This window comes from Pseudogemmobacter hezensis (assembly GCF_013155295.1).
GTDB lineage: Bacteria > Pseudomonadota > Alphaproteobacteria > Rhodobacterales > Rhodobacteraceae > Pseudogemmobacter > Pseudogemmobacter hezensis.
Genome location: NZ_JABJXT010000012.1, coordinates 38932 through 51620, shown reverse-complemented (window position 1 = coordinate 51620; position 12689 = coordinate 38932). Strand labels below are relative to the sequence as shown.

Sequence of the window (12689 nt, the reverse complement as noted above, 5' to 3'; positions counted from 1 at the left end):
TTGCGAATATCGCCTTTAAGTTATTCAACACTCCCGATTACGCCTTAAAAAATTTACGCCTCACAGAATTTCAGGCCTTTGCAGGATTTCGGGCATATCAGGATTTTTCCGGACAGGGGCGCGATGCGCGAAAAGATTGTCGAGATCGTCGCCGATGGCAGGCCTGGCGGTGGAACCACTGCCGTGCTGGGCCTTTGTGAGGATCTTGCTGCCGCCGGGCGTGAGGTGGTTCTGATCACCGATCAGGGCTCTTACGCGGCGCAGCGCGGCCAGGCGCTTGGGCTGCAGGTGATCGGGCTGCCGTTTTTCACCTCGCGGCTGGATCCGCGCATTTCGCTGCAGCTGGGCCGTATCCTTGCGCGGCTGTGCCCCTGCGTGGTGCATGCGCATGGCGGGCGGGCGGGGCTGCCGCTTAGCTTTTGCCCGCGCCGGGGTGAGGCGCGGGTCTATACCGTCCACGGCTATCACTTTACGGGCAAGACCGGGCTGGCCCGCGCCCTTGCGCGGCGGGTCGAGCAGCGGATCGCCCGCAAAAGCGATGCGGTGATCTTTGTCTCGCGTGCCGATCAGGGGATTGCGAAGGCCAGCGGGATCACCCCGCAGGCGGAGCAGGTGATCCATAACGGCATTGCGCCCGTTGATCTGCCGCCTCCGCGCCCGCCTGGCCACCGGCCCCGCTATGATCTGGTCTTTGCCGCCCGCATGCACCCGCAGAAAAACCCGCTTTTCATGGCCGATCTGGCGCGGCACCTGGCCCCGCACGGCACTCGCCTGCTGATCATCGGCAGTGGCGCACTGGAAGAGACGCTGCGGGCAAGGATCCGCGCAGACGGAACCCAGGCGGCGGTCACCCAGCTGGGCGGACTTGCGCGGCCCGCGCTGCTGCAGGCGCTGCCGGATGCGCGGCTTTTCGTTATGCCATCCCTGTGGGAGGGGCTGCCCATCGCGCCGATTGAGGCGCTGGCGCTTGGCCTTCCCGTTATCGGCGCGGCGATCCCCGGCCTTGATGAGGTGGTGCGCCACCAGAAAACGGGCCTGCTGATCCAGGGCTTTGATGCCGCGATCTGGGCCCAGGAGATCCTTGCCCTGCTGGCCGATCCGGCGCGACTGCAGGCCTATGCCACGGCAGGCAAGGCGGATGTGGCGCAGCGGTTTTTGCGTGCACATTCCAGCGCAGACCATATGGCGCTTTATGACCGCTTGCAGCCCAGCCCTTCTGCCGAAAGGCCTGCCGGATCTCCGCGCAGCGGGTGATGCGATCACGGGTAAAAATAACGAGTGATCCGCCAGTTGGCGCAACCGATCTGAAAGGATTGCCCATGCCATCAGCGCTGCGCCTCGACGCAAGAATGCATCTGCGCAGCTGGGAGGGCAGCTCTCGCAAACCAAGGCTGTTTTTATGGCTGCGCCTTTGGCTGCTGACGCCGGGTTTTCAGCTGATGGTGCTGGTGCGGCTGCAAAGGGGGCTGACGCGGATCCCGTTGCTTGGCCCAGTGATCGGCCCGGCGCTGCGCCGCATTCTGTGGTATATCAGCACGATCTGGTTTGGCTGCGATATCAGCACCAATGCGCGGATCGGGCCGGGGCTTTATCTGCCGCATCCGATCGGCATCGTGATCGGCGGCGATGTGAGGCTGGGGGCCGGGGTCACGATCTTGCAAAATGTCACCCTCGGGCGGCGTGATCTGACGCAGAGCGGGTCTCCGACCATTGGCGACGGGGCAGAGATTGCGGCGGGCGCGGTGATCGCGGGGCCGGTCACTATCGGCAATGATGCGAAAATCGGCGCGAACAGCGTGGTGTTGCACGACGTCCCCGCTGGCCGCGTCGCGGTGGGCGTGCCCGCGCGGGTGCTGGACGCATGAGGATGAGCGCATGAGGGTGAACGCATGAGACTGGCGATGATATCCGCGCTTTACCCGCCAAAGATGCTGGGCGGCGCCGAGAACAGCGCCCGCAATCTGGCCGAATGGCTGGTGCGTCAGGGCGTCCATGTCAGCGTGATCCGCGCCACCGACCAGAATGAGCCCGAGGGCGATGAGGTCAATCCTGCCGGCGTGCATGTCTGGCGGGTCAAAACCACCCACCCCTATGCGCCCTTCACATTTCCCCAGCAGCCGGGCTGGAAAAAGCCGCTTTATCACCTGCAGGATCATTTCGATGCCAGGATTTCAGGCCGGGTCGGGCGCATCCTGGATCAGATCCGCCCCGATCTGGTCAATGTGCATATGATCCAGGGCATCGGCTATCCGGTCCTGGCCGAGCTGGCGCGGCGCAATCTGCCCGTGAACTATGTGCTGCCCGATCTGGGCCTGGCCTGTATCCGTATGAATATGTTCAAAAATGGCAGGGATTGCGCCAGCCATTGCACAGCCTGCCGGATCTCGCGTGACTGGAAGCTGCGGCTGATCCGCAAGCTGCCGCGGCTTGTGTTCACCTCGCCCTCGCAGTCGAATATCGATACGTTATCGCGGTTCTTCCCGGTGAAAGATTACCCAAACCGCGCGATCCTGAACCCGAATGCCTATCCCGCGCCCAGCCTCCCCCGCAGCGAAAGTGCGGGCCTGCGGCTGCTGTATGCCGGGCGGATCCACAGCTCGAAGGGGGTGGATATGCTGCTGGAAGCGGTGGCCTCGCTGGCAGAGCGGCATCCGATCTCGCTGACCATTGCGGGCAGCGGCCAGCAAGAGGCCGAGCTGCGTCAGCGCGGGCAAGACGCGCCCTGGTGCCGTTTCCTGGGCTTTGTCAGCCAGCAGGCCCTGGCCGATCAGATGATGGAAAGCGATCTTCTGTGCATCCCCTCGATCTGGGCCGAGAACTCGCCTGGCGTGGTGATCCAGGCACTGGGCCTTGGGCTGCCGGTGCTGGGCAGCAACCGTGGCGGGATCCCCGAGCTGGTCAAAGACGGCGTCAATGGCCGCCTGGTCGGGGGCCAAAGTGCCAGGGCCTGGGCCGATGCGCTGTCGGCTGTGCTGGCGGACCGCGCCAGCCTGGAGCATTGGCGGGAAAACGCGCTGAGTGCCACCGGGGGCTTCAGCCAGGACGGTTTGGGCCGCGAGGTTCTGGCCTGGATGCGGCAGGCAGCGGGCCTCAGCCAGCCTGGCTGAGACCCCGCTATTGCACTGGCCCCGCTATTGCGCGGTGGCATTGTCCAGCGGCACCGCGATCAGCGAGGGCGAGATCTGGTCGATCACCCGGTTCCAGCGCGTCACCGGCTGCTCGGCGATGAAGATCACATCATCGGGCCGCAGCTCTAACCGCGTGGCCATCACCATCCCGGCGGCGTTGCTGCCATCAAGATGCCAGGCGGTGATGCCACCAAATTCACGCGGATCGGGCGAGCCGCGCAGCACATAGATCTGTTTCGGGTTGCCGGTGCGCGGCGCAATGCCGCCATTGCTGTAAAGCGCCTCGGCGAGATGGGCCTTTTGCTCATAGGGCAGCGCCCAGCGGCCCGGGCGGGCGACCTCGCCGCTGAGGTAGACATGCTCACGCTTTTCTGCGCCCAGCTCCAGCCGGGTGGCGAAGGTCTCGCGCTGCTCTTGCAACTCGCCGCGCCGCACACCCACCTCTTGCGAAAGCGCCGTCATCGCCTGCATCCGCGCATTCGAGCGCAGGCCCGCCAGCGCGATCTGCTCTGAAAACCAGGCCTCGGCGCGGGTCAGGTCATAATCGGTGTCGACAAAGACGGAATCGCCGTCGATCAGCCGGATCTTCTGATGCTGGGCGCTGCGCAGGAATGCTTCGACCGGCAGCTCATAAAGGGTGCCGTCGCGGTAAATGCGGATCACCGCCGAGGCGCGATCTGTCGCCGCCACCCCGCCCACCGCTGCCATCGCCATATCCAGCGTCAGCGGCGTCAGCGTGATCGGCGCCACGCCCGGGCGCACCACCGCCCCCCCGACCGAGACCTTGCGGGCATTGAATTCCGCCACCTCAAGGCTGAAGGCGGGGTCGATCTGGCGTTCCAGCAGGCGCTGAAAAATCACCGCCTCGGCCTCTTCCAGCGTCAGCTCGCCGATGCGAACCCGCCCGACATCGGGAATGGCGATCGAGCCGTCATCCTGCACCGTGTAACCCTGGCGGCGGTTTTCGGCGGCCAGCAGGCCCGACAGCTCGGCCACGGTATTGCCGGGTGATTTGGTCGCCAGCAGCACCACATCGCCCACCCCGATCCGATAGGGCCCGGCGGGGGGCGCGGGCGGGATGCGGGTCTGGGTCGCGGCGGGCCGGGTCACCGGGGCATTGGCGGGCGCGGGCAGGTTCAGCCCGCCACCGCTGCCATATGTCCCCGCCGAAGCATGCAGCGCCGCAGGCAGGCCTTGCGGGTTATAGGGGCTGGCGTTCGCGGCCAGCAGCGTCTCGGGCGTCAGCCCGATCACCCGCACTTTGGCGCCGTCAACCACCCCCTCACGCACGCCCGCGCTGTGATAGACCGCGCCGCAGCCCGAGGCCGCCAGCAAAGTGAATGCGATAAGAATATGTTTCATGACAGTGCCAGGATTTCCGAAAATGGTCAGGGCAGGAAAGTAAGGACAAGAGGGCCGATTTCAGGGCTGAAGCTTTGCTCGGATTGCAGGATCTGGCCCTGATAAAGCCAGTGGCGGTTGCGATGCCCGCCGCCGGGGCTGTGACAGGTTTCGTCAATGCGCAGCGCGCTTACGCTTCGCGTCTCGCTGATGCGGACCTGCTCGGCCGGGCCGGGGGTGATGTCACAGACATAGCTGCGGATCGCCAGCCGATCCTGCCCGTCAAGGCGGCGATGGATGCGGGTGATCTGGCCGGGCTGGCCAGAGCGGATTACCTGCACCGCCTGGCCCGGATCGGCGCCGATCAGATCATCGCCCAGGCCCCGGGTGCCGATGATCATCGCGTCTTTGGTGTAGAGCTGCGCATTGTCAGTGCCGCGCCAGCGTTTCACGCCTGCCCGCTCGCCCGCCAGCAAAACGGTGACCGCCTGGCCCTTTTGCGGCAGGCGCACGATCATCCGCGGCGCATCTATTGCGACCAGCTGCGCCATCTCAGCCGGGGCGCTGTCATCGGGGCCGCCTGCAAACCGCTCGACCCCGCGTTTGGTCAGATCGGCGCAGCCTGTCAGCAGGATAAGGATCAGAAGCAGTCTCATCGCCAGAACCGCCCCCAACGCTGGCCCCGGGCCGCGTCCCGCTCATCCCGGGTCAGCTCATAAAGGCGGTTGCGCAGGGAAAGCCTGGCACCGCCGTCGCGCTGGATCGGGCGGATGGTGGTGCCGGCGCGGGTCTGCCCCGGCTCTCCCAGGATCCAGGTCAGCGGCATCGAGATGGTGATCCCTTTGTCAAAGGCGCCCTCGCCGAAATCGTCAAAGCTGACATCGGTCAGGGTGAAGAAGGCGCCGACCTCAAAGCCATTGCCAAAGCGGCGCGTCATGGTGGCGGTCGCGCCCCAGTCACCCGCCAGATAGCGCCCGATATCCAGCTGCGCCTGATAGCCGCGCCCCAGATCATAAGAGCCCGAAACATGGCCGGTCGTGGTGCGGTAATCCAGAAAGCCAAAGCCGTCATAATCGCGCTGCGCGACATAATTCACCTCAAGCCCAAGGGCATAGGGGCGATCGGGCGGGGCCCATAAAACCTCAGCCGAGAGACCGCCATACATCTGCTCCAGCAGACCCAGGCTGGCCCGCGCATAGAGGTTCTCGCCCGGGCGGGTGAAATATTCCGCCGTCAGCCAGCGCAAAGACGGGCCGGACTGTTTGGCGTAAAGACTGGCATCCGAGCGCACATGCGGCAGGATCGAATCCGAGAGCCGGGTCGCCTCATCCAGGTTGCCGACCAGTTTCTGACGCAGGCCGCCTGAGACCCACAGTCCGCGCATGGGCGTCCATTCGGCGGTCAGCTCGGCCCCCAGATCCAGCCGCAGCGGGCTGTCGGGGTCAAAAAAGCCGGGCTCAATATAGGGTAACAGCCGCCAGGAGAAGGGTTCCTCGCGCGGGCCGCGCTGATCTGGCAGGGCGCTTGCGTCGCGGATATCGGCGCGCACCCAGGCCTGCCAGGCACCGTCGGGGGCATATTCCAGTTCTTCCAGATCAGCGCGTGTCAGGGTGATTTCGCGCATCGGCATATCGCGCAGATGGCTGCGGATGCGGAAGGTGGTGACCCCGGCGGGCAGATGCGCGCTGAGCACCCGGGCGGTGCGGCCCCAGGACTGCGCCACCGCAGGCCAGAGCGTATTGGTGATCGCAATATGGGCGGTCGTGCCCTCAATATGCAGGCCCTCAAGCGCCACGCCCTGGGCGGCCAGCGCGGCCCGCACATCGGCCTCTGGCGCGGTGGTGGCGCTGCCCCAGCTGGCCGCAGCAGCCCGCGACAGACCCGGCATCACAGCGGGCGGCCCGGCCTCATATCCCGAGGGCGCTGATGGGCGCGCCGGATCCAGCGCCATCTGGTAATTCAGCACCAGGGCAGAGCCGTAAAGGACCGCCATCCCCAGCCGACCCCGATCCCCGAGACGGTAATCAAGCCCCAGATTTATCGGGGTTTTATGCTCAAACCCGATGCGTTCAGCCTCATCGCGCATCGCATCAGATGAATATTCAAGGCTGAGCGAGAGCCGGTCATTCACCTGCCAGTCGGCGGCCAGAAACAGCGCCGCATCGCCCCGGAAAAAGCGGTCGAAAGAGACCTTGCCGGTATCCGCGATCCCCTGGCTTTCGGGGCGAGGGCGAAAGCCGTCGGCCAGCAGCCCAAACGGATTGGAAAAGCTGTTATAGCTGCCCAGACGCCCCCAGCCGATGCCTGCACTGGCGGTGACCGGGCCAAAGCCCTTGGTCGCCACCAGATACTCGGCCCCGAAAATCCCGGTGCCGCCGAAATCCTGCAGCCCCACCGCCAGCGCAGGCCGCCAGCCATGGGGATCTTCCTGCAGCAGCTGATAGCGCAGGTCGAAACTGCGGTCATAAAGCGACTGGCCATCGCCGAAATAGCGGCTGACGTAGGAGTAACGGAAGGCCCCGGTCAGGCGCGGCGTGATCTGGAACACCATGCTGCTGCGCCAGACATCATGGCTGCCGGGGGTGATGGTGAAGGCGAAAGTGCCGTCCGGCAGCGCCCGCGCCGAGGGCATCTCAAGATGGCCGGGCATGCCGTAATGCGACATCCCCTCTTGCAGCAGGGCGCGGCGCTCTTCCTGCGCCAGGAGCGGCTGCCCCGCCAGGACTGCAATGACCAGCAACGCAAGAAGCCGGGCGACCGCCCAAAAGCCAGACCCGCGTGTAAGTCCCGCGCCTGTGATCGTGACGCGGGCCATTCAGCGGATCACCCCCAAAGTGACCCGCTCTGCCCCATGGGCTGCCGGTTCGATCATCGCATAGCTGAGCCGCCCGCTCTGCCAGGCCCCGGTATCCAGCGCGATCCGCCCCTGGCCGACAAAAGCCTCTTCGATAATCGTATGCCCATGCGCGACCCAGATTCCGTCGCGCCGGGGCAGGCGGCCAAAGCCCGAATTGCCCCATAGCAGCGTCGAAGGGGTCTGCGCCGCGACCGGCAGCGCCGGATCAAGCCCCGCATGGGCCACGACAAGCGTGCCGCTTTGCCACAGCAATGGCAGATCAGACAGCCAGGCCAGCAGGTCGTGGCCAAGGGCCTCGCGCAATTGCTGCATTGCGGGTTCGGCGGGCTGATCGGGTGGGACGCCGAAGGAAAGCAGCGTCGCCTCGCCACCATGACGCAGCCAGGCGCGGGCTGCCGCCGGGTCTGCAAGCGCGCTGAGCATCATCTCTTCATGATTGCCCATCACACAGACCGCGCCCGCCTCAGCATGCAGCCGCTGCAATACAGCGGCGCTGTGCGGGCCGCGATCCACCATATCCCCGGCGGCAACCAGCCGCGCCATGGGAAAATGCCGCGCCCGAAGCTGCAGCGCCTGATCCAGCAGATCTGCCCGGCCATGAATATCGCCCAGCACAAAGAGCGGCTCGTCGGGCTGTGGCCATATCGCTGCGCCGGAACGCCCCGCCTCTGCGCTGGTCGCCTGCCCCCTCTGGCGCAAAGCGGGCGGTGACGCCGCACCCGCCCATCCTGAGCGCCCCCCACGATCGGTTTTCGTTTGCAGGCCACCGGGCAAAACCGCACGGCGGCCTGCAAGATGCAGGCGCTCCAGTATCGCTTTCAGTCCCATTTCAGCCCTTCAGATCGCGGCAGCGTCAGGGCGTCAGTTGGTCGATGGCGTCGTCGAAGGAGAAGAGCCACCGCCAGCGGCCATCACCACCAGACCGGCCGCACCCGCAGCCGCAGCAGCCCCCCCCGCGCCAAGTGCGCCAAGCGCCGGCGCAAAAGCGGTCGCCTCGCCGCAGGTCACGCTGATACGGGTCGCATCCGTGGCGCTGTAGCTGGCTTCGACCGGCACCAGATCGCCCTTGCAGACACCACGTTCAACGGCCAGCTGCAGCAGCTGCTCTTTGCTGAGGGTTTGCGCTGCAACAGGGGCCGCTGTCAGCAAAAGGGCGGCGGAAAAAACAAGAGTGAGGGAATTCTTTGTCATAGCAAGCTCCGTGAAATCAAAAGGGTTATGGCTCAGAGAACACACCCACGCCTGGAAATATGGCGTTTAAAATCACTACCGCTGATGCCTGTATCCCTCGAAACAGCACCCTCATTGGTGAAAAGTCAATTCAAAGAATCTACTTATGCGTGTTTTGCCCATTTGTGGCCCGTCTTTGCCTGGCAAAAGCAACAGAATGGGTCATTGGTCCGCCACAGCGGCCGTATCTGCGGCGAATCTGCGCAAGCCTGGTCTCAGGTGGGATTCGTGAAAATCACCAGGCGGGTGATGGCATAGCTGACCACCGCCGCAAGGGCTGACGCCAGCAGATAGACCAGCGTATCGGCCAGAAACGCGCCCGTTGCGAAAAGCCACCCTGCCCCTGCTGCAATCATCATGCCCAGGCATTGCGGCAGCAGGTAAAGAATCCCGCCCCCTTTTCGCGCCTGGGCCCCTTGGAAGGTAAAGCGGCGCTGGCAGAACCAGGCCGGGGGGATGCAGGCCAGCCAGGCGATCGCCGCACTCAGCGGCGCGACAAAGGGCAAAACCGCCGTCAGAAACGCCGCAAGCAGGGAATAGATCAGGGCAAAACTGCCACCAACCAGCAAGAAGCGGGGGAAGCTGGCCTGGCTGAGCCGCATCAGCCAGGAGCTCTCGCCCGCCGCAGCAGGTTGCGGGCCCCGGTTTTGACTCTGCGCTGGCCTGGTCATGGTGTCTGTGCCAATGCGGCTTTGTCGACCTGCAACACGACCAGTTGACTGTCTTTGCCCTTGCCCGAGGGATCGACCGGGATCAGCCAGGCGGGCGTTTCCCCGTCCAGCAGGCTTTGGGCAAAGTGCATATCGCTGTGGGCATAGTCCTGCTGACGGCACAGGATAACGTAATCGGCGCCGCTTTTGCGCAGCATTTTCTGCATCTCGGCCCCGGCCTCGAATGGCTCAACCCCGTTCCAGAAGGAATCTCCGCTGCGATGATAGGGGGCGGCGGTCGCGCTGTGGCGGGTAAAATACAAAAGCGGCATGCCCAGATTGGTGGTCTCGGCGATCAGCGAAGGCGGCAGCGAACGCAGTTCGGCCATTGTTTCGGCCGTTCGGCACAGACCAATGGTCGGGGTCGGTTCACCGGGTTCAGCGGGCGACCCTGCATCATTGGCCACGCGGCTGATATCGTCAGAGCTTTCGGGCATGGCCTCGCCGGATCCAGAGACCACTGCGGCGAATGCCTTTCGCACAGGCTTCATCACTTCGGTCGGAACCGCCATCAAAAGCGTGCCCAGAAAAACCGCAAGCAGGCCACCGCGCCCGGGGGTTTCCTGCCCCCCGCGCGTCAGATGCCAAAGCGCAAAGCCGGTCAGGAACGGGATCGCGGGCGTGCCGAGGGTGATCGCACGGATCTGCCCCAGCGAAGCCAGCAGCCCAAGCCAGCCGATCGCCAGCATCACCACCAGCGCAAAGCCCAGGGCCGCCCCCAGCCTGCGCCGCACAAACCAGGCCTGCAGCGTCACAACCGGCATCAGCACCAGGATATAGAGCAGCAGGAAGTCAAAGCTGACCCCCCGCTCAATAGCAACACTCAGCGCTGGCTGGGCCTCGCCAATACGGGTGGTGATGACGGCGCGGGCCTCGGGGCTCATCGCGCCATAGGGGCCGCTCAGACAGGGGCCCAGCAAAGGCGCCGCCAGCCAGAGCCCGAGCGCCAGAAGAGCCACCATCGCCAGGATGCGCAGCCCTGGCCCCCTGAGCCATTGACCCAGCAGCACAGGCACAGCCGAGACCACCACACCCACCGCCAGCAAAGACAGCATTGGTGGGGCCAGGGCGTCACAATAGCGGATTGCCCAGGCCGCAGCCGGAATCTGCCCCGCCATCATCAGCGGCGCAAACACCGCCAAAGACAGCGCAAATGTCAAAAGCCAGCGCCCGGCGCCCGCAGCGCCAAAGGCGAACCGCAGCCCCGCGATGCCCCAGATCAGCAAAAGCACCGGCAGCATCTCAAGCCCGACGGCCAGCGAAAGCGCGGACGCCAGCGCCCCCGCCAGCGCCGCCAGCACCTGACAACGCGCACTCTTTTGCGGCCAGATCAGCGAGAAGATCAGCGCCGTCATCGCCAGGATCTGCACATTGTGATGGTCGATCCGGCCCGGCGCGAACTCAAACCCGGCCAGTTTGGTCCAGAAAAACACGCATAACATCGCCCCGACCGCGCCCACATCGCCCAGTGTCGCGCGGCTGCCAAAACCGTTCAGCAGCAAAAGCAGCACCATCAAAATCGTGGGCCAGGCGATCAGCGCCACATGCTCGGCCACAGGCATCGACATGAACAGCGCCGCCAGCGAGATGATCCCCCCGATCGCCGCATCAATATAGCGCGACCAGTGGATCGAGACCCCTTCCGGCGGCAGCAGCCGATACTGCTGGGTGTCGAACCAGCTTTGCCCGGCCAGCCAGTCACGCACCATCACCATACGTAGCAGATCGTCGTTATCGGCCTTTTCCATCCGCTCTGCCAGGCCTGCCCAGGCAGAAATCGCCCGCACCAAGATCAGGGCCAGCAACAGCCAGGTGATGTTGCGCAGGGTCAGATATTTGCGCAGGCCTGTGGGCAGCGCATCCGGATCAGAGGAAGGCAGGCGGGATTGATCAGCGGATTGATCGGGCAAAATGTATCTCCGGCACGGACAATGGAACAGGTCGTCGCGCTACGTCCTGGATTGGGAAACAGGCCAAATCGTGACCAACAAGGGATCATTCTGCGGTTTTGCCCTGAAAAGCGGCTGCAGCACAGCCCGCTCCCCGGCAAGAGCCGTGAAATGGCCCATACCGTTCCGCAATCCGGGCACAATTGCGCGCCAATATGTCCTTGTATCTGAGCCGGAGCTGTACAGTTATGACCGAACTCACCATCCTGATGCCCTGCCTGAATGAGGCAGAGACCCTGGCGACCTGCGTCACCAAAGCGATGGACTACCTGAAGCGCTCTGGCATCGACGGTGAGGTGGTTATTGCCGACAACGGCTCGACAGATGGCAGCCAGAAGATCGCCGAAGATCTGGGTGCCCGCGTCGTCGCAGTCCCGGTGCGTGGCTATGGCGCAGCGCTTGGCGCAGGGATCACCGCCGCCAGAGGCCGCTTTATCATCATGGGCGACAGCGACGACAGCTATGACTTCTCGCGCCTCGATGGCTTTGTCGAGCGTCTGCGCGCCGGGGCCGATCTGGTCATGGGCAACCGTTTCAAAGGCGGCATCGCCAAAGGCGCCATGCCGCCGCTGCACCGCTATCTGGGCAATCCGGTCCTCTCGACCATCGGCCGCGTGCTTTACGCAACACCGGTCAAAGATTTCCATTGCGGGCTGCGCGGCTTCTCGCGCCAGGCGATCCTTGGCCTTGGCCTGACCACGCCGGGGATGGAGTTCGCCTCGGAAATGGTGATCCGCGCCTCGCTGGCCGGTCTGAAAATCGAGGAAGTGCCGACCACGCTTTCCCCCGACGGCCGCTCGCGCCCGCCGCATCTGCGCAGCTGGCACGATGGCTGGCGTCACCTGAAGCTCTTGCTGACCTTCGCCCCCTTCTCGCTGTTCTTCGTGCCTGGCCTGCTGATGCTGGCGCTTGGCCTGCCCGCATTCGCGGCGCTGATGCTTGGCCCGGTGCAGATCGGCGGCATGACCTTCGCCACCGGCTCACTGATCCTGACAGCCACAATCGTGCTGACGGGCTTCCAGATGCTGTGGTTCCACGCGCTGGCCCGCCTCTTCGCGGTGCGCTTTGGCCTGTTGCCCTCGTCGCCACGGTTCGAGACGATGCGCAAAACATTCAACGTCGATACCGCCTGCAAATGGGGCGCGCTGCTGCTGGCCGGGGCTGCGGTGACGACCATCGTCGCGGTGGTCCGCTGGGCGCAAACCGGCTTTGGCGATCTCGATACTGCGACCATCGCGCGGTCTGCCTCGCTGGTTTCGGTTCTGGCAGGCCTTGGGCTGCAATCGGTCACCAATGGCTTCCTCTGGGGCCTTTTGAACCAGAACCTGCCCGCAGCCACCCCCGCCGACAAAAAGGTCTCCGAAGAAAAAGCACAACTCAGCTTCGGTTGATATCCGACGGCAGGCATCTTCACCAGAAATGTGACAAAACCCCCGCCCATGCGGGGGTTTTTCATTTTGGCAAATCCAGCCCC

11 protein-coding genes are annotated in these 12689 nt (G+C 64.6%); 4 read left to right on the top strand and 7 right to left on the bottom strand.

The annotated features are described in order from the left end of the window. Positions 1 to 123 precede the first annotated feature (123 nt). The 3 genes from HOY34_RS14045 (at position 124) to HOY34_RS14035 (ending at position 3107) form a co-directional block, all read left to right on the top strand. Positions 124 to 1254, top strand: coding sequence for a glycosyltransferase family 4 protein (locus tag HOY34_RS14045; RefSeq protein ID WP_172363912.1), 1131 nt, complete (start codon positions 124 to 126; stop codon positions 1252 to 1254). Between the two features lie 65 nt (positions 1255 to 1319). Beyond that, complete coding sequence (locus HOY34_RS14040; RefSeq protein ID WP_216654753.1) at positions 1320 to 1865, top strand: serine O-acetyltransferase; 546 nt, start codon at positions 1320 to 1322, stop codon at positions 1863 to 1865. 24 nt (positions 1866 to 1889) lie between these two features. After that, positions 1890 to 3107, top strand: a complete 1218-nt coding sequence (locus HOY34_RS14035; RefSeq protein ID WP_172363910.1) for a glycosyltransferase family 4 protein — start codon at positions 1890 to 1892, stop codon at positions 3105 to 3107. Positions 3108 to 3131: 24 nt separating this feature from the next. On the opposite strand, the gene HOY34_RS14030 is transcribed toward HOY34_RS14035, so the two are convergent. The 7 genes from HOY34_RS14030 to HOY34_RS14000 all read right to left on the bottom strand — a co-directional run bounded on the left by HOY34_RS14030 (position 3132) and on the right by HOY34_RS14000 (position 11176). Then, entirely contained in the window at positions 3132 to 4490 is a 1359-nt protein-coding gene (locus tag HOY34_RS14030; protein ID WP_172363908.1) for a polysaccharide biosynthesis/export family protein, read from the bottom strand. A 26-nt stretch (positions 4491 to 4516) separates the two neighbouring features. Then, positions 4517 to 5125 (bottom strand): YjbF family lipoprotein, encoded by a 609-nt coding sequence (locus tag HOY34_RS14025; RefSeq protein WP_172363906.1) that lies wholly within the window; start codon positions 5123 to 5125, stop codon positions 4517 to 4519. Continuing rightward, complete coding sequence (locus HOY34_RS14020) at positions 5122 to 7284, bottom strand: YjbH domain-containing protein (RefSeq protein ID WP_172363904.1); 2163 nt, start codon at positions 7282 to 7284, stop codon at positions 5122 to 5124. Before HOY34_RS14020 ends, HOY34_RS14025 begins: the two co-directional genes overlap by 4 nt. Continuing rightward, positions 7285 to 8154: a metallophosphoesterase gene (locus tag HOY34_RS14015; RefSeq protein ID WP_172363902.1), complete on the bottom strand. Its 870-nt coding sequence runs from the start codon at positions 8152 to 8154 to the stop codon at positions 7285 to 7287. Between the two features lie 33 nt (positions 8155 to 8187). After that, positions 8188 to 8517, bottom strand: a complete 330-nt coding sequence (locus HOY34_RS14010; RefSeq protein ID WP_172363837.1) for a hypothetical protein — start codon at positions 8515 to 8517, stop codon at positions 8188 to 8190. A gap of 254 nt (positions 8518 to 8771) precedes the next feature. Continuing rightward, on the bottom strand, positions 8772 to 9158 hold the full coding sequence (locus HOY34_RS14005; RefSeq protein ID WP_216654752.1) for a GtrA family protein: 387 nt from the start codon (positions 9156 to 9158) through the stop codon (positions 8772 to 8774). A gap of 65 nt (positions 9159 to 9223) precedes the next feature. Beyond that, complete coding sequence (locus tag HOY34_RS14000) at positions 9224 to 11176, bottom strand: hypothetical protein (RefSeq protein ID WP_172363898.1); 1953 nt, start codon at positions 11174 to 11176, stop codon at positions 9224 to 9226. 227 nt (positions 11177 to 11403) lie between these two features. Between HOY34_RS14000 and HOY34_RS13995 the strand changes: the two genes are divergently transcribed. Then, a complete protein-coding gene (locus tag HOY34_RS13995; protein ID WP_172363896.1) occupies positions 11404 to 12606 on the top strand; it encodes a glycosyltransferase family 2 protein in 1203 nt (400 codons plus the stop codon). Positions 12607 to 12689: the final 83 nt, after the last annotated feature.

Coding starts and splice junctions, on each gene's coding strand:
- HOY34_RS14045 (WP_172363912.1), top strand. CDS start 124: ATGCGCGAAAAGATTGTCGAGATCGTCGCCGATGGCAGGCCTGGCGGT.
- HOY34_RS14040 (WP_216654753.1), top strand. CDS start 1,320: ATGCCATCAGCGCTGCGCCTCGACGCAAGAATGCATCTGCGCAGCTGG.
- HOY34_RS14035 (WP_172363910.1), top strand. CDS start 1,890: ATGAGACTGGCGATGATATCCGCGCTTTACCCGCCAAAGATGCTGGGC.
- HOY34_RS14030 (WP_172363908.1), bottom strand. CDS start 4,490: ATGAAACATATTCTTATCGCATTCACTTTGCTGGCGGCCTCGGGCTGC.
- HOY34_RS14025 (WP_172363906.1), bottom strand. CDS start 5,125: ATGAGACTGCTTCTGATCCTTATCCTGCTGACAGGCTGCGCCGATCTG.
- HOY34_RS14020 (WP_172363904.1), bottom strand. CDS start 7,284: ATGGCCCGCGTCACGATCACAGGCGCGGGACTTACACGCGGGTCTGGC.
- HOY34_RS14015 (WP_172363902.1), bottom strand. CDS start 8,154: ATGGGACTGAAAGCGATACTGGAGCGCCTGCATCTTGCAGGCCGCCGT.
- HOY34_RS14010 (WP_172363837.1), bottom strand. CDS start 8,517: ATGACAAAGAATTCCCTCACTCTTGTTTTTTCCGCCGCCCTTTTGCTG.
- HOY34_RS14005 (WP_216654752.1), bottom strand. CDS start 9,158: ATGCGGCTCAGCCAGGCCAGCTTCCCCCGCTTCTTGCTGGTTGGTGGC.
- HOY34_RS13995 (WP_172363896.1), top strand. CDS start 11,404: ATGACCGAACTCACCATCCTGATGCCCTGCCTGAATGAGGCAGAGACC.